Annotated in this window: 17 protein-coding genes; 6 read left to right on the top strand and 11 right to left on the bottom strand. The window is 68.3% G+C overall.

All coding sequences use genetic code 11. The features are described from left to right. Window positions 1-21: 21 nt before the first annotated feature. Window positions 22-3,906: a PAS-domain containing protein gene (locus LHU95_RS06610; protein ID WP_248710580.1), complete on the bottom strand. Its 3,885-nt coding sequence runs from the start codon at window positions 3,904-3,906 to the stop codon at window positions 22-24. A 178-nt stretch (window positions 3,907-4,084) separates the two neighbouring features. Here LHU95_RS06610 and LHU95_RS06605 point away from each other — a divergent pair, with 178 nt between their 5' ends. Then, window positions 4,085-4,756 (top strand): DUF4189 domain-containing protein, encoded by a 672-nt coding sequence (locus tag LHU95_RS06605; RefSeq protein ID WP_248710579.1) that lies wholly within the window; start codon window positions 4,085-4,087, stop codon window positions 4,754-4,756. A gap of 130 nt (window positions 4,757-4,886) precedes the next feature. On the opposite strand, the gene bcp is transcribed toward LHU95_RS06605, so the two are convergent. The 5 genes from bcp to LHU95_RS06580 form a co-directional block, all read right to left on the bottom strand. Beyond that, window positions 4,887-5,354, bottom strand: coding sequence for a thioredoxin-dependent thiol peroxidase (gene bcp / locus LHU95_RS06600; protein WP_248710578.1), 468 nt, complete (start codon window positions 5,352-5,354; stop codon window positions 4,887-4,889). A gap of 53 nt (window positions 5,355-5,407) precedes the next feature. After that, the gene (locus LHU95_RS06595; RefSeq protein WP_248710577.1) at window positions 5,408-6,046 is read right to left on the bottom strand and encodes an aspartate/glutamate racemase family protein; all 639 of its coding nucleotides are present in this window, start codon (window positions 6,044-6,046) and stop codon (window positions 5,408-5,410) included. A 3-nt stretch (window positions 6,047-6,049) separates the two neighbouring features. Beyond that, the gene (locus LHU95_RS06590; RefSeq protein WP_248710576.1) at window positions 6,050-6,496 is read right to left on the bottom strand and encodes a hypothetical protein; all 447 of its coding nucleotides are present in this window, start codon (window positions 6,494-6,496) and stop codon (window positions 6,050-6,052) included. A gap of 27 nt (window positions 6,497-6,523) precedes the next feature. Next, window positions 6,524-7,756: an MFS transporter gene (locus LHU95_RS06585; RefSeq protein ID WP_248710575.1), complete on the bottom strand. Its 1,233-nt coding sequence runs from the start codon at window positions 7,754-7,756 to the stop codon at window positions 6,524-6,526. 100 nt (window positions 7,757-7,856) lie between these two features. Continuing rightward, window positions 7,857-8,279, bottom strand: coding sequence for a globin family protein (locus LHU95_RS06580; protein WP_248710574.1), 423 nt, complete (start codon window positions 8,277-8,279; stop codon window positions 7,857-7,859). A gap of 138 nt (window positions 8,280-8,417) precedes the next feature. Here LHU95_RS06580 and queA point away from each other — a divergent pair, with 138 nt between their 5' ends. From queA to queF, 3 genes are read left to right on the top strand one after another with little or no spacing between them, the layout of a single operon-like run. Beyond that, window positions 8,418-9,476, top strand: coding sequence for a tRNA preQ1(34) S-adenosylmethionine ribosyltransferase-isomerase QueA (gene queA, locus LHU95_RS06575; protein ID WP_248710573.1), 1,059 nt, complete (start codon window positions 8,418-8,420; stop codon window positions 9,474-9,476). Further along, window positions 9,473-10,603 carry a tRNA guanosine(34) transglycosylase Tgt gene (tgt, locus tag LHU95_RS06570; protein WP_248710572.1) on the top strand — a complete coding sequence of 377 codons (1,131 nt, stop codon included), beginning with the start codon at window positions 9,473-9,475 and terminating at the stop codon, window positions 10,601-10,603. Before queA ends, tgt begins: the two co-directional genes overlap by 4 nt. Window positions 10,604-10,632: 29 nt before the next feature. Then, window positions 10,633-11,067: a preQ(1) synthase gene (gene queF / locus LHU95_RS06565; protein WP_248711513.1), complete on the top strand. Its 435-nt coding sequence runs from the start codon at window positions 10,633-10,635 to the stop codon at window positions 11,065-11,067. Window positions 11,068-11,183: 116 nt separating this feature from the next. Here queF and LHU95_RS06560 read toward each other — a convergent pair whose 3' ends face one another. From LHU95_RS06560 to LHU95_RS06550, 3 genes are read right to left on the bottom strand one after another with little or no spacing between them, the layout of a single operon-like run. Further along, complete coding sequence (locus LHU95_RS06560) at window positions 11,184-12,875, bottom strand: thiamine pyrophosphate-dependent enzyme (protein ID WP_248710571.1); 1,692 nt, start codon at window positions 12,873-12,875, stop codon at window positions 11,184-11,186. 54 nt (window positions 12,876-12,929) lie between these two features. Next, complete coding sequence (locus LHU95_RS06555) at window positions 12,930-13,937, bottom strand: ABC transporter ATP-binding protein (protein ID WP_248710570.1); 1,008 nt, start codon at window positions 13,935-13,937, stop codon at window positions 12,930-12,932. After that, entirely contained in the window at window positions 13,934-14,986 is a 1,053-nt protein-coding gene (locus LHU95_RS06550; RefSeq protein WP_248710569.1) for an oligopeptide/dipeptide ABC transporter ATP-binding protein, read from the bottom strand. The genes LHU95_RS06555 and LHU95_RS06550 overlap by 4 nt, the downstream gene beginning before the upstream one ends. A 155-nt stretch (window positions 14,987-15,141) precedes the next feature. Between LHU95_RS06550 and LHU95_RS06545 the strand changes: the two genes are divergently transcribed. Next, complete coding sequence (locus LHU95_RS06545) at window positions 15,142-15,396, top strand: Lrp/AsnC ligand binding domain-containing protein (protein WP_248710568.1); 255 nt, start codon at window positions 15,142-15,144, stop codon at window positions 15,394-15,396. A gap of 97 nt (window positions 15,397-15,493) precedes the next feature. Here LHU95_RS06545 and LHU95_RS06540 read toward each other — a convergent pair whose 3' ends face one another. Continuing rightward, window positions 15,494-15,946 (bottom strand): nuclear transport factor 2 family protein, encoded by a 453-nt coding sequence (locus LHU95_RS06540; protein WP_248710567.1) that lies wholly within the window; start codon window positions 15,944-15,946, stop codon window positions 15,494-15,496. A gap of 230 nt (window positions 15,947-16,176) precedes the next feature. Here LHU95_RS06540 and LHU95_RS06535 point away from each other — a divergent pair, with 230 nt between their 5' ends. Next, window positions 16,177-16,422, top strand: a complete 246-nt coding sequence (locus tag LHU95_RS06535; RefSeq protein ID WP_248710566.1) for a hypothetical protein — start codon at window positions 16,177-16,179, stop codon at window positions 16,420-16,422. A gap of 20 nt (window positions 16,423-16,442) precedes the next feature. Here LHU95_RS06535 and LHU95_RS06530 read toward each other — a convergent pair whose 3' ends face one another. After that, on the bottom strand, window positions 16,443-17,939 hold the full coding sequence (locus LHU95_RS06530) for an amidase family protein (protein ID WP_248710565.1): 1,497 nt from the start codon (window positions 17,937-17,939) through the stop codon (window positions 16,443-16,445). Window positions 17,940-18,016: the final 77 nt, after the last annotated feature.

The following is an 18,016-nucleotide window of genomic DNA, read 5'->3' as shown; positions in this document are numbered from 1 at the left end:
GGCGGGATTGGGGATGATGCTTCAGCCCCGGTCCAGCAGGGGCCGGGCGACACTCAGCGTCTCGGTCAGTAAGGCGTCCATGCCGGCGGTGGCTGCGGCGATCCGGGCGGCGTCCTGCTCCTTCAACGCCGTCTCAACCGCCTGGGCCTGCTCGGCCAGCAGCCTTGCACCCACCATGCGCGCGGCGCCCTTCAGGCGATGTGCCGCAAGGCCGAGCGCCTTGGCATCGGCGCCCTGCATCCCCTGGATATCGTGCCGCGCCTGCTCGGCGAAGCTTTCAAGAATGCTGGAGAGCCGGGCGCGGTCCTGGCCGAACAGGCCGCGCAAGGCTTCGGGGTCGAACAGGGCGCCACCCTGCGCCGGCCCCTCCCCCGCCACTTCCGGCAGGAAGCGTGACAGCGCGCGCGAAAGGCCATCCAGCGTCACCGGCTTGGCCAGGAAGCCGTCCATGCCGGCGGCATAGCAGCGCTCGGCTTCCCCCTTCAGGGCATTGGCCGTGACGGCGATCAGCGTGGTGCGGGGCAGGCTCAGCCGCTGCTCCTCGGCGCGGATGGCGCGGGCCAGTTCGAAGCCATCCATCACGGGCATGTGGATATCCAGCAGGATGATGGACTGCCGCTCCTCCCGCCAGATGCGCAGCGCATCCCCGCCATCCACGGCCGTGCCGGCGCCAAGCCCCAGCAGTTCCAGCTGGCGCAGCAGCACTTCGCGATTGACCGGGTGGTCATCCACCACCAGCACGCCGCCCGCCGCATGCCCCGCCGCCGGCGCATGCATGGGGGTGTGCAGCGCCGCCGCATTCGGCGCCGCCGGCGCACCAGCGAGGCCGAGGCGCAGCGTGACGGTGAAGCGGCTGCCGCGCCCGGGATCGCTCTCGGCCCGCACCTCGCCCCCCATGAGCTCGGCTAGGCGGCGCACGATGGACAAGCCAAGCCCCGTGCCGCCAAAGCGCCGCGTGGTGGAGCTATCGGCCTGGGTGAAGGGCTGGAACAGCCGGCCGAGCGTCGCCTCATCCATGCCCACACCGCTATCCTCGACGCTGAGCGTCAGGCGCGCGACCGCGGGCAGCCCATCGGCCGAGCCGGCATCCTTCTCCAGCACGGCATGGGCCGCGATGCGCACGAAGCCGCGCTCGGTGAATTTCAGCGCATTGCCAACGAGGTTGAACAGGATCTGCCGCACGCGCGTCGGGTCGCCCTCCAGCCAATCCGGGCCGGGGCCGGGCTGGTCCGCGAAGAGTGCTAGGCCGCGGCGCTTCGCCTCCGGGGTCAGCGTCTCGATCGTGCCATCCACCATCGCGCGCAGGCTGAAGGGCATCGCCTCCACATCGAGGCGCCCGGCTTCGATCTTCGAGAAATCCAGCACGTCATCAATGATGCGCAGCAGCGAATGCGCGCTTTCACGCATCACCGTGACGCTGCGCGCCTGGTCGGGCTTGAGCTCGGATCGGCCAAGCACCTCCAGCATGCCGAGCACGCCGTTCATCGGCGTGCGGATCTCATGGCTCATGGCGGCGAGGAAGCTGGATTTCGCGAGGGCAGCGGCCTCGGCCGCTTCCTTCGCCGCGATCGCCGCCTGCTCGCTGGCCTTCAGCGCCGTGACATCCCGCCCCTGGGCGATGATGCGGCCCTGGCCGATCGGGCTGTAGCTGAATTCCAGCCAGCGATTGCCGGGCGCCGGCCGCGTCAGCCGGATCGGCTTGCCGGAGAGCACGGCATCCACCCGGCCATCCACCCAGACCGTCTCGGGCTCATCGAAACCGAAATCGCCGCGGCGATACATGTAGCGCATGGATTCGCGCAGCGAGCCGCCCTCATCCACCAGTTCGGCCGGGATATCGAGGAGGTTGCGGCCGCGCCCGTTGGACATGATGACGCGCGCATCCGCGTCCAGCAGCACCACCATCGCATCCATCGAATTCAGCACCTCGGCCAGCAGGGCGCGCTGCTCCTCCACCTCGGCCTCGCGGCGCTTGAGCGGTGTCACATCGCGCGCCTGCAGCAGCGTGCGGCCGCCCGAAAGCGGCGTGTACTGGAACTCCACCCAGCGCCCATCGGCCGAGGGCCTGGTGTAACGCTGGCCGGCCGGATGGGTGATGAACTCCATGCGCTCGGTGATGCGCGCTTCCTCATCCAGCTCCGTGCCGTATTCACCGCGCCGATACAGATGGCGCAGCACCTCGCGCATGCTGCCGCCGGCGGCCAGCAGGTCGGGCCGCTCGGGCAGGAAATCCGAGCCACGCGCATTGCTGGCCAGGATCGCCTGGTCCGGGCCGAGCAGCACCACCGCCTCATCCAGCCCGTTCAGCAGTTCCAGCAGGAGATGACGCTCCGCCTCGACCTGCTCTTCCTGTTGCTTCAGCAGCGTCACGTCACGATAGAAGGCCAGCAGGCCGCCATCGGGCATGGGCTGCATGCGGATATCGAGCCAATAGCCATTCAGCGTCTTGCGCACATAGCGCCGTCCGCCGGGTTCGAGCAGGCCCTCGATGCGCGCTTCGACAGCCGCGATCCGCTCCGCCTCTGTGTCAGGCACCGGGCCGAAATCACCGCGCAGCAGCTGGAAGCGCGTGACATCGCGCAGGCTGGTGCCGACGCCGAAATGCGCCGGCAGATCAAAGAAGCGCAGGATGGGCTCGCTGACGATGGTCCAGCGCAGATCGGCATCGAACAGCATCACGCCATCGCGCATATTGTCCATCACGCGGCGCAGTTTCTGCTGCTCGGCCTCGAGGGCCAGCTGCACGTTCTTCAGGTCGGTGATGTCGCGCACATTGACCAGCAGCGTGGCATCCGGCCGGGTTTCGAGGTTCATCTCCACCCAGCGGCCATTGGGCAGCAGATGCACGCCCTGGACGCGCCCTGGACGCGCAACCTCATCGCGCGCCTGGGTGATGAAATCCTCTTCCGCGACTGCCAAGCCGTAATCGCCCCGGCGATGCATGGCACGCAGGAAGCCCGCATGCGTGGCGCCCTTGGCAAAGAGCTCAGGCGGCAGGCCGAACATCTCGCCGCAATTGCGCGAGGCTTCGAGCAGGGTGCCGGCTGCATCGAACAGCAGGATGGCATCCTCCGTGCTCTCCAGCAGCAGGGCGGCGCGGCGGCGCTCCTCCTCGCGTTCGGCGCGCTCGGCTTCCAGGGCGGCCAGCGCGTTGCGCAGCTCCGTCACGTCGCGCACCAGGATCAGCAGGTCGCCATTGGGGAGGGGGCGGAAATTGTATTCGGCCCAGCGGCCGTCGGGCATCTGGCTCGGCAGGGTGAAGCGGCCGGCGGCGAGGATCATGGCGCGGCGCTGCGCCACGAAGCTTTCCTCGGTCATCTCGGCGCCGTAGTCGCCCCGCCGGTACATGAATCGCAGAATGTCGTGATGCGTGCGGCCGGGCTTCACCAGGTCATCCGGCAGCCCAAGCAGGTCACCGCGCCCGGTGGAATTGTCGAGGATGACCCCCTGCGGGTCCATCAACACCACTGCATCGGTCACGTTTTCCAGCAGATAGGCGCTGCGCAGCAGCTCATGCGCCTGATCCTCCTCGGCGCGGATGGTGTTGAGCGAGGCGAGGCGGCCACCACCGGGCAGGGCGCGGACGGTGAGATGCACGGCCCGTCCATCGGCCCGCGCCCAGCGCGCCGTGCTGCCATCGGGCGCCTGGAAGGGCGCCAGCAGATGCGGCAAGGCCGAAGGGGCGGCGAAAGCGCCCGAGGCGAGCAACCCGCCCAGCCAGTCGGCCAGGCCGCAACCCGGCTCAGGCAGCGCGACCCGCAGCATCCGGCCAAAGGCATCCGAGGCCCGCCGGACCCGCAATTGCGGATCAAGTTGCAGAAAGCCAGACTCGCCCATGGAAAACAGGGCTTCGATCAGGGCGGCGTCGTCATTCGGCACTTCGGCCGGAAGGGCATGATCAGGCATGTCCAGGCTTATGTCAGGTTTCTGTCGCGCCTTCTGTCGCGTCTGTCGCGCGGGAAGGGCGGGCCGCGCGACAGACGCGACGAAGCCGGGCGTGGGGCGCGATCATCCCGCGACACAAGCCGGTCAGATTGGGGTCATCGAAACACGGCCCCCAAGCCTGCCACCGGAGATCACCACCATGCGCCGCATCCTTCTCACCGCCGTGCTTTCCTTTGCCAGCATGGGTGCCGCCCTGGCCGCCCCCGGCAACATGGACCGGATGAGCCGCATGCAGGCCGATCTCGGCCGGGCCTGCCAGGCCGATTGCCTGCAGCAGGCCGCCCGGCCTGGCGCCCACCCCGCGGCCGCCCAGGCCTGCCAGATCCGCTGCGGCGCCGGCCAGGCCTTCGCCCGCCAGGAGGGCCGCAGCCCGGCGGTCGCTTCGGGGCGCGGGGTGCAGCTTGTGGCACAGCGCCCGGTGGCGGTGGCCGCCGCGCCCGCCGCGCAGCAAAGCCATGGCGTGATCTACGCGGCGCGCAGCCCCTCGGCCGGCTTTGGCCTGGTGGTGGGTGAGCGGGACCGGCTGGTCGCCTTCCGCGCGGCCGAGCAGCGCTGCGCACAGGGCGGCCCAGGTTGCCGCGTGATCGCCGAGTTCACCGCGGCCTGCGGCGCGGTGGCCCAGGGCGTGCGCCGCAACCAATGGGCCATCGTCATGACCTCGGACGCTTCAACCTACAACGTCATGTCCACCAATGCCGGCAGCGGCGCCACGCGTGAAGCGGCCGAAAGCGAGGCGATGGCCGAATGCCGGGCGCGCGACCCGCACTCCACCTGCCGCATCGTGGCGGCCCAGTGCGGCAGCCGGGGCTGAGTGCAGGCGGCCTTCGCACCGCTCATGGGGACCGGCGTCCGCCCCTCCAGCCCAATCGCGGGAAGCCTCGGCTTCCCGCCCGGCGTTTGGGGGAGGGAGGCGAGACGGTCGCGAAGCCTTCAGCCGCCGATCAAAGCGCCTTGGCCGCCTCGATCACCTGGGCCGCATGCGCTTCCGGCTTCACCTTCCGCCAGATCGCCGCGATCTTGCCATCCGCGCCAACCAGGAAGCTGCTGCGCTCCATCCCCATGTATTTCTTGCCATACATGGATTTCTCCACCCAGGTCCCGTAGGCGGTGGCCACCTTCTGGTCCGCATCGCTGGCGAGCGGGAAGGTGAGATTGTATTTGGCGGCGAATTTCTCGATCGGCGGCATCGCGTCCGGGCTGATGCCGATCACCTCCAGGCCGATCTTGCCCAGCGCCGGCAGCGCTTCCTGGATGCCGCAAGCCTGCTTCGTGCAGCCGGGCGTATCGGCCTTGGGATAGAAATACAGCAGGTAGGCCTTGCCCTTCAGCTCCTTGGAGCTGACCGTGCGCCCGCCCGAGGCCGGCATGGTGAAGGCCGGCGCCTTGGCGCCGACAGCGAGTTCGCTCATTCCCTGATCCCCTTGCTTTGGATGCTTTCCAGATGCGCGCGATTGGCCGCGCTTCAAGCGCCGAGCATGCGCCGAAGCTTGCGGACCGCGCTTTCGGGTGTGGAAAACACGGGCTTGCCCGTCGCTTCGGCCACCATCGGCGCCACATGGGCCAGGCTGAACTGGCCCAGCGCGATGGCGTCGCAATCGCGCAATGCCATGGCGGCCGCCACCGCCAGGCGGTCATGCAGCGCCACATCGCCCGCATCCAGCGCGGCCAGCGCGCCCTCGGCCAGGCAGGGCACCACCTCGATGTCCGCGGGGAATTCGGGCGGCATGGAGGTCAGCGTGCCGGCGAAGGTGGCGAGCAGCCCGACGCGCTTCACCCCGGCGGCGATGATCTCCTCGATCATCGCCTCGTTCGGCTTCAGCACGGGAAGCGCCGCGTGATCGGCCGCCACCGCCTCGATGCAGGGGCCAAAGGCCGAGCAGGTGAAGAGGATGGCGTCCGAACCGGTGCCCGTCGCGTAGTGGCCGAGGCTGCGGAAGCGCTCGGTCATCGCCGGCGTCAGCTGGCCTTCACGCGCGAGATCGGCCGAGAGGCTGTCATCCAGCAGGTTCATCAGCGTCTGGCCGGGCCAGAGCCGGGCAAAAGCGGCCTCGATGGGCGGTGGCGAGTGCCGCAGCGCATGGATCAGGGTGATGCGGGCCATGGCTCAGACCGTCCGGCAGCGGCGCAGCGCCCCCGGAAATTCGACGCAGCCGGGCAACATCACCTCATCGGGACCGCGGCGCGTCACGCGCAGCAGATTGGGGTTGCCATCGCAGCCGAAGCCGATCTCGGGCGCCGGGCGGCCACTGACCGGGATCAGGCGGAATTCCAGCCCGTCCGGTGTCAGGGCCACCGTCTCGATCGCCCGCTGGCGATAGGCATAGTCGAGGCTGGAGACCCGCATGATGAGGTCCCGCATGACGATCAGCGCCACGTTGCCGAAGCAGCCCGGGCCTTCGGTATCCACGGCGGGGAAGATGCCGCCGGTCCAGCTGCCGAACATCCATTCATGCGGCGGGCCCTGCCGCGGCTGGGCCAGCAGGGGTGTCACGAGGGCGGGCGAGGCCAGGAGCCCCCCGAGGGCGGGCAGAATCGAACGGCGGCGCAGCATGTCAGCCCAGCTCCAGAAAAACGTTACTCATCCGCTTGTAGCGCCTCGCGGCGGCGGCGTCAGGCCCGGCAACTCGGCCTTGGGGCCATCGCGCACCGGAATATGCATCAGCGCCGCGAAGGCGGAGCCCGCGATGCAGATGCTCCACATGAGATCATAGCTGCCGGTGCGGTCGAAGATATAGCCGCCGAGGAAGGCGCCCGCGAAGCCGCCGAATTGATGCCCCACGAAGACCAGGCCGAACATGGTGGCCAGCCAGCGCGTGCCGAAATTCCGCGCCATCAGTGCCACCGTCGGCGGAATGGTGGAAAGCCAGAGCAGCCCCATGAAGGCCGAAAAGATCAGCACGCTCGTCGTCGTCTTCTCGGCGAAGAGAAACACGGCCATCAGCACGCCGCGCCCGGCATAGATCATGATCAGCAATTCCCGCCGCTTCCAGCGCTGCGACAATTCACCCGCCCCCAGCGCGCCCACGATGTTGAACAGCCCGATCAGCGCGATGGCCGCAGCCCCGACCGAGGCGGGCAAATGGCAGGTGGCGACGAAGCCGGGCAGATGCACGGCCAGGAAACTCACATGCAGCCCGCAGATCGAGAAGCCGAAGAAAATGAACCAGAAGGTCGGCGAAGTGAGACCGAGGCGCAGCGCCTGCATCGCCGTCTGCTCGTCAACGCCGGGCTTGGGCGGGGCGGGGCGGCCATCCAGCGGCAAGGCGAGCGGGATCATCAACAGCGCCACCCCCGCCAGCAGAAACAGCGCCCCCTGCCAGCCAGCCAGGTTGATGCCCAGCTGAGAGAGCGGCACCACCAGGAATTGCCCGAAGCTCGATCCCGCCGTGCCGAGGCCGACGGCCCGGCCGCGCATATTCTCGGGCAGCAGGCGCGTCAGGCTGGCATTGATGACCGGCATGCCGGCGGCCGAGACAGCCACCCCCATCACGACGCCGGCGAAGAAGGTGAACATCGGCAGCCCCGCGCTCAGCGCCATGCCGAGGATGCCGAGGCAGTAGAACACGGCGCCCCCCATGATCACCGCGCGCCCGCCCACACGGTCGGCCACCTGGCCGATGATGGGCTGGGTGAAGCCGTTCAGCAGCACCTGGATCGCGATGGCCAAGGCGAAGCCGGAGCTGGACCAGCCCAGATCACTCGTCATCGGCGCGAGGAAGAGGCCAAAGCTCTGGCGCAGCCCCGTCGCCAGGGCCGCGCAGATGACGGCGCAGGCGATCAGTATCCCGGCACGGCTGGGTGTGGCGAGCATGGGCAAACTCCCGAGGACAGCCGGGAGTGTTTCACGCCTGCGCGCAGCCTCGCAACCGCGCCTGGCGCATGACTGAACGCCCAGCCATGCTGGATGCGTCCTAGGCCGCTCGGACGCAATAGGCGGCATCCATCATCACATCGGCCAGGATCGCATAGGCCTCGGCCCAGGCATCCTCCACCTCGGGCGTGAAGCCATCGCCCAGCCCCTTGCCCAGGGTCCAGAGCAGGGCGGCGCCGACACTGGCATAGTGCTCGCGCTGCACCCCATAGGCAACATGGCGCTGCGCCATCTCCCGCAGCTTGGGCAGGAGCTGCTCGGCGCGCTCCAGCGTGGCGATGGCCATGCCGAGCGCCTGCATCAGCTTGACCCCCTGGGCTGCCATGTCCGTCCTGGCAAAGAGCGGCCGCGTGCTCGGGTCCATCTCCATCAAGCGTCGGTAGAACAGGGCCGCCGCGGGCTCCGCGATGGGGGCCAGGCGTCCGAAGCTGTCACGGAGAAGGGCGATACGGTGCAGGTCCATGATGCCATTCCTTTGCCAGAACGAAATCATCATGCGCCGCTTCTGTGTCAGCTTGATCGCGCGGCAAACGCGAAATTGTCGCGTCTGTCGCGCGCGCGACGTTGCGTCCCCCAGCCGCCCGCGCTACCGCCGCCGCGCATGTCCCTCTCAACCGCCGATTTCGACTATGCCCTGCCCGAGGCGCTGATCGCGCAGAGCCCCATCCGCCCCCGCGATGCGGCGCGGCTGCTGGTGGTGCGGCCTGACGCCCTCGATGATCGCGGCGTGCGCGACCTGCCGGCACTGCTGCAACCCGGCGATGTGATGGTGGTGAATGATACGCGCGTCATCCCCGCGAGGCTGCACGCGCGCCGCGGCGAGGCGCGGATCGAGATCATGCTCAACCGCGCCGAGGGCGATGGCACCTGGCACGCGCTGATCCGCAATGCCCGGCGCATCAAGCCGGGCGATGACCTCGTCATCGAGGGCAGTGACCTCACGGCGCGGGTGGTGGAGAAATTCGAGGGCGGCAGCGCCAGGCTGGATTTCGGGCCGGATCCCAAGGCCCTGGCCGCCGCCCTGGAACAGGCGGGCGAGATGCCCCTGCCCCCCTATATCCACCGCGCAGCACCGCGCGGCGAGGACCGCGCCGACTACCAGACCGTCTTCGCCGCCCGCCCCGGCGCCGTCGCCGCCCCCACCGCCAGCCTGCATTTCACGCCGGAACTTCTGGCGGCGCTGGACGCGCGCGGGGTGCAGCGCGCCACGGTGACGCTGCATGTGGGCGCCGGCACCTTCCTGCCCGTGCGCGACGGCGACCCCCGCACGCACAAGCTGCATCATGAATGGGGCGAATTGTCGCCCGAGGCCGCCGCCATCATCAACGCCGCCCGCGCCGAGGGCCGGCGCATCCTGTGTTGCGGCACCACCGCGCTGCGCCTGCTGGAAACCGCGGCGCGCGCCGTCCCGGACAGGACCACGCCCATCCCGCCCTTTTCCGGCCTGACCGACCTCTACATCCTGCCCGGCTTTGAATTCCGCGCGGCCGACATGCTGATGACCAACTTCCATCTGCCCAAATCCACCCTGCTCATGCTTGTCGCGGCCTTTGCCGGCCGGGCCCGCATGCGGGCGGCCTATGCCCATGCCGTGCGCCAGGGCTACCGCTTCTTCTCCTACGGCGATGCCTCGCTGCTGTTCCGGGACGCCACGCCATGAGCCTGCACTGGACCCATGCGGCGACCGATGGCCGCGCGCGCGCCGGCATGCTGCACACCGCCCATGGCGAGGTGCCCACGCCGGTCTTCATGCCCGTGGGCACCGCCGGCACGGTGAAGGCGATGACGGCGGATGCCGTGCGCTCCACAGGCGCCCGCATGGTGCTCGGCAACACCTACCACCTCATGCTCCGCCCCACGGCCGAGCGGGTGGATCGCCTGGGGGGCCTGCATCGCTTCATGGATTGGCACGGTCCGATCCTGACGGATTCCGGCGGCTTCCAGGTCATGAGCCTGTCCGGCCTGCGCAAGATGGATGAGGATGGCGTGACCTTCCAATCCCATGTGGATGGCTCGAAACACCGCCTGACGCCGGAGCGCAGCATCGAGATTCAGCGCCTGCTGGGTGCTGATGTCACCATGAGCTTTGACGAATGCACCCCCTTCCCCGCCACGCATGAGGTCGCCGCGAAATCCATGCGCCTTTCCATGCGCTGGGCCGCGCGCGGGCGGGAAGCCTTTGTGGAGCGGCCAGGCCATGGCCTGTTCGGCATCGTGCAAGGCAGTGTGTTCGAGGATCTGCGCGCGGAAAGCGCGGCCGCACTCACCGCCATCGGCTTCGAGGGCTATGCGATTGGCGGCCTGGCTGTGGGCGAAGGCCAGGAGGCGATGTTCGCCACCCTCGACTTCACCACGCCCATGCTGCCCGAGAGCCACCCCCGCTACCTGATGGGCGTGGGCAAGCCGGCCGACCTTTTGGGCGCGGTCCGGCGCGGCGTGGACATGTTCGACTGCGTGATCCCGACACGCTCCGGCCGCATGGGTCGTGCCTATACCTCACGCGGGCAGCTCAACCTGCGCAACGCGAAATTCGCCGAGGACACCCGCCCGCTCGACCCGGATTGCAGCTGCCCGGCTTGCCGCAACCACAGCCGCGCCTACATCCACCATCTGCTGAAATGCGACGAGATGCTGGGGCCCATGCTGCTGAGCTGGCACAACATCCACTACTATCAGGCGCTCATGGCCCGCATGCGCGCGGCCATCCTGGCCGGGCGCTTCGAGGCCGAGGCGGCGCTGATCGAAACCGACTGGACCCCAAGGGGCAGAGAGGAAGGCGAGGCGTGACCGCGAAGACCGAAACCGCCGGGCTCACCATGCTCGGCGCCATGACCGCCCTGCCCGCCAACCCGGACGAAGCCGTGCTGGAGCGCGTGCCCAACCCGCATGGCGACATGGCCTATTGCATCCGCTTCGCCGCGCCGGAATTCACCTCGCTCTGCCCGCTGACGGGCCAGCCGGATTTCGCGCATCTGGTGCTGGATTATGTGCCGCGCGACTGGATCGTGGAGAGCAAGTCGCTGAAGCTGTTTCTCGGCAGCTTCCGCAACCATGGCGCCTTTCATGAGGCTTGCACGCTGGATATCGCGCGCCGCCTGGTCACGCTGCTGGAGCCCGTGTGGCTGCGGATCGGGGGGTATTGGTATCCGCGGGGGGGCATCCCGATTGATGTGTTCTACCAGACGGGGACGCCGCCGGAGGGAGTTTGGATCCCCAACCAGGATGTGCCGGGGTATCGCGGCAGGGGGTGAAGGTCAGGGGCTCTGCCCCTGAAACCCCGCCGAGGGACCAGTCCCTCGGAACCCAATTAAATGGTTTCCAAAGGCCTTTCGGCCTTTGGTGGGGTCCAGGGGCAAAGCCCCTGGTCTTACTTCTTCTTCCCCGTGGACTGCGCCCGAAGGTCCGAGATGGTCGCCCGATTGGTCACCTGCTCCGGATTCATCCGCACCTCGATCAGCGCCGGCTTGCCGCTCGCCACCGCGCGCTTATAGGCGGGAACGAGTTCTTCCGTCGCATTCACCACCTCACCATGGCCGCCGAAGGCCTCGATGAACTTGGCGAAATCCGGATTGGTCAGCGCCGTGCCGGAGATGCGCTCAGGATAGACGCGCTCCTGGTACATGCGGATGGTGCCGTACATGCCGTTATTGAACACCATGATGATGGGCGCCACCTTGTGGTGGAATGCGGTCGCGATCTCCTGCCCCGTCATCAGGAAGCCGCCATCGCCGACGAAGCAGATCACCTGCCGCCCCGGGTAGGTGATGGCGGCACCGATCGCCGCCGGCACGCCATAGCCCATGGCGCCGTTGGTGGGGCCCAGGAATTCCTGCGCTTCCTTGACGTGCATGAAGCGGCTCGGCCAGGTGGCGAAATTGCCGGCATCCGTGGTGAAGATCGTGTCCTTCGGCAATTCCTTTTCCAGCGCCTGGAGGGCGCGGGCGAGGTTCAGCGGGCCCTCATATTCGGGCGCCACCGCCTGCGCCTCACGCGCCGCGCGGAGTTTCTTCCGCCAGGCGGCCCATTTGGGCTTCTTCACCCGCTCCTGCTGGATGGCGGCGGCGAAGGCGTTCACATCGCTGGTGATGCCGAGGGCCGGGCGATAGACACGGCCAATCTCGGCCTGCTCGGGATAGACCTGCACCAGCGGCGTCGCACCCGCCATGTCCAGCAGGGTGTAGCCCTGGCTCACCGGCTCCCCCATGCGGGTGCCGAAGGCGAGAATGAGGTCGGCCTCCTTGGCGGCGGCCACCAATGCCGCATCGGCGCCGACGCCGAGATCGCCGGCGAAATGCTTGGAGGTGCCATCGAACAGCGACTGCCGCCGGAAGGAGACGGCCGTCGGGATATCATTCGCCACCAGGAAATCCCGGATGGCGGCGCGGCCCTCTTCACTCCAGCGGCTGCCGCCCAGCACGGCCAGCGGGCGCTCGGCCTTGGACAGCAGCTTCATCAGCCTGGCGATGGCATCGGGTGCCGGATGGGCGGGCGCCACATCCGCGGCCCCGATATCGGGCACTGCCGAGAGATGCTTCTGCATCTCCTCGCTGATGGCGACGACGACCGGCCCAGGCCGGCCACTGACGGCGACATCGAAGGCATGCGCCATGATCTCGGGGATGCGGTGCGCGTCATCAATCTGCGTCACCCACTTGGCGATGGGCGAGAACATCCGGCGGTAATCCACCTCCTGGAAGCTTTCGCGATCCGTCTCCTCGCGCGGGATCTGGCCGACCAGCAGCACCATGGGCGTGCTGTCCTGCTGAGCCACATGCACACCGATCGCGGCATGGCAGGCGCCAGGACCGCGCGTGACGACGCAGACGCCAGGGCGGCCGGTCAGCTTGCCATGCGCTTCCGCCATATGGACGGCGCCGGCCTCGAAGCGGCAGGTGATGAGCTCGATGCGATTGCGAACGGCGTAGAGCCCGTCCAGCAGGTCGAGATAGCTTTCGCCCGGCACGGCGAAGACATGGGTCGCGTCATTGGCGACGAGTGCATCGGCCAGCAGCTTGCCGCCGCTGCGCTCACTGGTCTTGGTTTTTGGCGGCTTCGCCATCATCGTCGCTCCCTCTGGAATCGCGGGGGAAGCTAGATCAGGCGGAGCGTTCCGTCACTCCGCCGGGATGGCCGATGCCGCCCCCACACGCACGCAACGCGCGAAGCGCCCCGGCGAGGCTTCCAGCAGGGGCGGAACGCCGGCCACGCAGGCGGCCTCCGCATATTCGCAGCGCGGGGAAAAAGCGCAGGTGGTGGGCGCCACATCCAGCGTGGGCGGCGCGCCGGGAATGGTGGTCAACCGCTTGCCGCGCATGCCGGGATGCACCGTGGCCCCCAGCAAGCCTTGCGCATAGGGGTGCAAGGGCCCTGCCATCAGCCCGGCCACGGGGCCTTCCTCCACCACGCGCCCGGCATACATGACGGCCACGCGGTCCGCGATTTCGCCCGCCACGCCAAGATCGTGCGTGACAAAGATCACGCCCATGCCCAGCCGCTCCTGCAACTCGCGCAGCAGCAGCAGCACCTGGATCTGCACCGTGGCATCCAGCGCCGTTGTCGGCTCATCGGCCAGCAGCAGCTTGGGGCGGCAGGCGAGGGCCACGGCAATCATCGCGCGCTGGCGCAAGCCGCCGGAAAGCTCATGCGGATACGCCGCCAGGCGGCGCTTGGCGGAGGGGATCTGCACCAGTTCAAGAAGTTCCAGCGCCCGCGCATCGGCCGTGGCGCGGGAGACGCCCTCATGCCGCTGCACCGTCTCGGCAATCTGGCGTCCCACAGTGAAGACCGGGTCGAGCGCGGTCATGGGCTCCTGGAAGATCATCGCCACTTCGCCACCGCGGAAATCCGCGAGCTGGCTGTTGCTCATGCCGTTCACATCGCGCCCGCCGACTTCGATGCCGCCCTTGATCTGCGCGAATTTCGGCAGGAGCTTCATCAAGGCGCGCAAGGTGACCGACTTGCCCGAGCCGGACTCGCCCAGGATGCACAGCACCTCGCCGGCGGCCAGATCGAGATCCACGCCGTTCACCGCATGCACCGTGCGATCCCGCGTCTTGAAGGTGACATGCAGGTCCCGCAGCCGCACCAAGGGCGGCGCTTCGGTCTTCAGGACGGCGCTCATGCTGCGAGGCTCCCGGCCTGGCTGTGCCCGCTGCCCGGGCTCGCCATATGGCAGGAGACGATGTGGCCATCGCCGAGATCGGCCATCAGCGGCTTGCGGGCGGCGCAAACATCCTCGGCATGGGTGCAGCGGGTGCGGAAGCGGCAGCCCGATGGCGGATTCACTGGATTGGGCGGATCGCCGGTCAGTGGCGGCTTGGTCCGGCGCGTGGCCGGATCCATCGAGGGCCGGCTATCCAGCAGGGCACGGGTATAGGGATGCGCCGGGCGGTCATAAATGGCGCCCACCGGCCCCATCTCCGCCACCTCGCCCAGATACATGACCAGCACGCGGTCACTGATGTACTGCACCACGTTCAGGTCATGGCTGATGAAGACATAGGTCAGCCCGAACTCGGCCTTGAGGTCCACCAGCAGGTTCAGCACCTGCGCCTCGACCGATTTGTCCAACGCCGAAACCGGCTCATCCAGGATCACCAGCTTGGGCCGCAGGGCCAGGGCACGGGCGATGTTGATGCGCTGGCGCTGCCCGCCGGACAGCTCATGCGGGTAGCGGCGGGCGAAGCTTTCCGGGGCGAGGCCGACCGCGGCCAGCAATTCCCGCGCGCGCGTCACGGAATCATCGGAGGACAGCCCGTGGATGCGGGGCGCGAAGGCAATGGTTTCCTCGATCGGCAGGCGCGGGTTGAGCGAGGCGTAGCTGTCCTGGAACACCATCTGCACCTGGCGGCGGTATTCGCGCAGCGTCAGCCCACCGGCCTGGACATTCTCGCCCACGGCCTCGCCATCAAAGATCATCGTGCCGGCATTGGGCTCCAGCAGGCGCATCAGCAGCCGGGCGGTGGTAGATTTGCCGCAGCCGCTCTCCCCCACGATGCCCAGGGTCTCCCCCTTCATGACATCGAATTCGACATCATCCACGGCGCGCACGACCGCCTGGGTGCGCCCAAGCAGGCCGCCCTTGAGGGGGAAATGCTTGACCAGCCCCTTCACCGCGAGGAGGGGTTGGGCGGGGCCACCGCGATCGGGCGTGGGTTCGAGAGCGTCCATGGCGCCTATTTGGCGAGGACCTGCCCCCGGGCACAAGCTCCCTGCTTCCGCTGCCGCCTGGGGGGACCCCAGGCTTTGCCCGCGCAGGGTGCAACCCGATGGACGGAAGCCTCGCATCACGGCATATCTGCGCCCGTGAACCCCGGGGGCCTCAGATGCGCGCGATCTTCGTCATGGTGAAATGCGAGATGGGCCAGGCCTATCGCGTGGCGCGCGAAATGGCCGACGCCATCGGCGAGCTTTCGGAGATGCACTCCGTCTCCGGGCAGTATGACCTGCTGGGCAAGTTCTACCTGGAGCCGGACCAGGATATCGGCCTGTTCGTGGTCGAGAAGGTGCAGAGCGTGAAGGGCGTCAAGGACACCTACACGCTGCAAACCTTCAACGCCTTCTCCGGTGCGCGCGGCTGAAGCCATTCGCCAGGGGCTTCGCACCCCTTCCGGCCGGCCTGTTTTCACGCATGTTGCGGGCGGCCGGCAGGGGCAGCCACGCTGCAGGGTCAGCGCGTCAGAACATCCCGTTGGGATTGGCCGCGGTCTCGGGGACGGGTTGGATCACGTCCCAATGCTCCACGATCAGCCCGCCCTCGACGCGGAAGATATCCATGATTGCGAGGCCGCGATCCTGTGGATTGTTCCGGCTGTGATGATGGAGCACCACCAGGTTGCCTTCGGCGATCACGCGCTTCAGATCATTGCTGGCCTGGGGATTGTCCCGGAAGCGGCCGGCCAGGAAGCGGATGGCGGGCTCGGCCCCGTCCGGCACGCGCGGGTTATGCTGGATGTAGACCGCGCCGACATGGCGGGCAAAGCCCTCGGCCACGCGCTTCTGCGTGAAGACGAGGTCGAAGAAATCCAGGACGATGGCGCGCGGTGTGGCCGTGGGTGGCGGCGATTGGGCCTGGACAGGTGAGAGCAAGGCCGAGGTGGCGGCAAGGCTGGTGATGAAGCGGCGGCGCATCGGCGGCATCCTGCGGAGTTGACCGGCTCAGCCTCCCTGCCCTCCGCCGCCCATGCAAGTGACCATGCGTATCCGGCGGCGCGGTTGCCACAATCCCGGCCAGAGATGCCTTGATCGCACCGCGCTTCCGCCACAGCCTGCGGTGTACTCTTCAGACCAGAGGACAAAGACCCCCCTCCCGGTCCGGCGCCCGAAAACGCTGGGCTGATGCTCTGGAAAGAGCCAAGACGATGCGCAAGCTCCTCCCTGCCCTCGCCCTCACCGGGCTGCTCGGCTTCACCGCCTGCACCGACATGTATGGCCGCTATGACCCGGTGGCGACGGGCTTTCTTGCCGCCGGTGCGGCGGTGGCGGCGGTCGCGGTGGGTGTTGCCGCCAGCCAGCCCAGCCGGCCCGCCTATTACGGGCGGCCTTATTACGGCCGGCCCGACTACCGCTACAGCGCCTACCAGCAGCCCCGCCGCGCCTATTGGTGAGGGCCCAGTCTTAGGTCTTATCAGTCCCAGGTCTTGAAGGCTTCCATTCCGGAGATCGGCGGCGCCTTGGCGAGGGCTGCCACATCCGGGATGGGCCGGCCAAATTCGGCATCGCCCGCGAAGGCGGCCTCGATCGCGGCCGCCACCTGCAACACCAGCACATCGCCGCCGCGCGGACCCACGATCTGCAGGCCGAAGGGGAAGCCCTTTTCATCGAGGCCAACCGGCAGGCTCATCGCCGGATGCCCGGTCAGCGTCACGTAGTAGGACAGGCTCAGCCAGTGGAAGTAGCTGCGCGTGGGCTTGCCATCGATCAGCGCGGGATACAGTTCCCGCCAGGGGCGGGGTGAGGCGCAGATGGCCGGGCTGATCAGGACCGAATGCCCGGCAAAGAAGCTCTGGAAGTTGCGGTAGATCTGCGTCTGCCGCGTCAGCGCAGCCGAGTTGTCAGCGAAGGTGTAGCGCCGTGCCTCCTCGACATTCGCGTGCATGTTGGGGCCGCAGAGATGCGGCGTCTTGTCCACCTTCTCGGCATGGGCGGCCAGCACGTTGACGGAGCGCAGCACTTCGAACGCCTCGTCACCACCCGTCACATCGGGGGTTGCCTCGCTGGCGCGGGCGAACATGGGCGCCACCGCCGCCACCACCTTGCGGAAGGCCCGCCGAATGATGGACTCGGTGGGTGCCAGTCCGAAATCCTCGGTGAAGGCGAGGCTCATCGCGCTGAGATCGGCCGGCCGCACCGGATGGAACAACTCCGGCCGGGCACGCATGGCCTGGCCCGGGAAGGTATAGGCCAGCGGGTCCGCCACATCATCGCTCGCCATCGCGCCCAGCATGAGAGCAAGGTCGGGCACGTTGCGCGCCATCGGGCCCAGCATGGGCAGGGGGGACCAGCCGTGGCCGCGCCGCTCGCTCGGCACCAGGCCCGAGGAGGGGCGGTAGCCGACGATGCCATTGAAGGCCGCAGGATTGCGCAGGCTGCCGCCCGTATCACTGCCCGAGGCGAGCGGGATCATGTTCGTCGCCAGCGCCACGGCCGAACCGCCCGAGGAGCCGGCGGCATTGTAGGTCGGGTTGAAGGCATTGCCCGTCGCCCCCCAAACCGTGTTGCGGCTATTCGCACCCAGGCCGAATTCCGGGACGTTGGTCTTGCCCAGGACATTGCCGCCTGCCTCGCGCAGGCGGCGGACCATGCCTTCGTCATGGTCCGGCACATGGTCGGCAAAGAGCGGGCTGCCCCATGTGGTGCGCAGCCCCTTGGTCGCTTCCAGATCCTTGATGCCGAGCGGCAACCCGTGCAGCAGGCCGAGCGCTTCGCCCTTCATGGTCGCGGCATCGGCCGCCTTGGCCGTGGCGCGCGCGGCCTCGATATCCATCGCCGTCATGGCGTTGACGGCGGGGTTCACGGCGGCGATGCGCGCCAGGCAGGATTCCAGAAGCTCGGTCGCGGAAAGCTTCTTGGTGCCGATCATGCGGCGGGCTTCGAGGGCGGTCAGGTCACAGGGTTCGGTCATCGGGCTTCCTTTCGCGCTCTGAGGCGTGCCCCCTGTGGCATGCCGCCAGGGTCACGCGCCACAGCGGGCGCGGCTTC

This window comes from Sediminicoccus sp. KRV36 (assembly GCF_023243115.1).
GTDB lineage: Bacteria > Pseudomonadota > Alphaproteobacteria > Acetobacterales > Acetobacteraceae > Roseococcus.
Note: the sequence above shows the minus strand (reverse complement) of the source record. Positions and strands in the feature narration are given on the sequence as shown.

Coding starts and splice junctions, on each gene's coding strand:
- LHU95_RS06555 (WP_248710570.1), bottom strand. CDS start 13,937: ATGAGCGCCGTCCTGAAGACCGAAGCGCCGCCCTTGGTGCGGCTGCGG.
- LHU95_RS06605 (WP_248710579.1), top strand. CDS start 4,085: ATGCGCCGCATCCTTCTCACCGCCGTGCTTTCCTTTGCCAGCATGGGT.
- tgt (WP_248710572.1), top strand. CDS start 9,473: ATGAGCCTGCACTGGACCCATGCGGCGACCGATGGCCGCGCGCGCGCC.
- queF (WP_248711513.1), top strand. CDS start 10,633: ATGCTCGGCGCCATGACCGCCCTGCCCGCCAACCCGGACGAAGCCGTG.
- LHU95_RS06545 (WP_248710568.1), top strand. CDS start 15,142: ATGCGCGCGATCTTCGTCATGGTGAAATGCGAGATGGGCCAGGCCTAT.
- LHU95_RS06610 (WP_248710580.1), bottom strand. CDS start 3,906: ATGCCTGATCATGCCCTTCCGGCCGAAGTGCCGAATGACGACGCCGCC.
- LHU95_RS06540 (WP_248710567.1), bottom strand. CDS start 15,946: ATGCGCCGCCGCTTCATCACCAGCCTTGCCGCCACCTCGGCCTTGCTC.
- LHU95_RS06595 (WP_248710577.1), bottom strand. CDS start 6,046: ATGGCCCGCATCACCCTGATCCATGCGCTGCGGCACTCGCCACCGCCC.
- LHU95_RS06535 (WP_248710566.1), top strand. CDS start 16,177: ATGCGCAAGCTCCTCCCTGCCCTCGCCCTCACCGGGCTGCTCGGCTTC.
- LHU95_RS06530 (WP_248710565.1), bottom strand. CDS start 17,939: ATGACCGAACCCTGTGACCTGACCGCCCTCGAAGCCCGCCGCATGATC.
- queA (WP_248710573.1), top strand. CDS start 8,418: ATGTCCCTCTCAACCGCCGATTTCGACTATGCCCTGCCCGAGGCGCTG.
- LHU95_RS06580 (WP_248710574.1), bottom strand. CDS start 8,279: ATGGACCTGCACCGTATCGCCCTTCTCCGTGACAGCTTCGGACGCCTG.
- LHU95_RS06560 (WP_248710571.1), bottom strand. CDS start 12,875: ATGGCGAAGCCGCCAAAAACCAAGACCAGTGAGCGCAGCGGCGGCAAG.
- LHU95_RS06590 (WP_248710576.1), bottom strand. CDS start 6,496: ATGCTGCGCCGCCGTTCGATTCTGCCCGCCCTCGGGGGGCTCCTGGCC.
- bcp (WP_248710578.1), bottom strand. CDS start 5,354: ATGAGCGAACTCGCTGTCGGCGCCAAGGCGCCGGCCTTCACCATGCCG.
- LHU95_RS06585 (WP_248710575.1), bottom strand. CDS start 7,756: ATGCTCGCCACACCCAGCCGTGCCGGGATACTGATCGCCTGCGCCGTC.
- LHU95_RS06550 (WP_248710569.1), bottom strand. CDS start 14,986: ATGGACGCTCTCGAACCCACGCCCGATCGCGGTGGCCCCGCCCAACCC.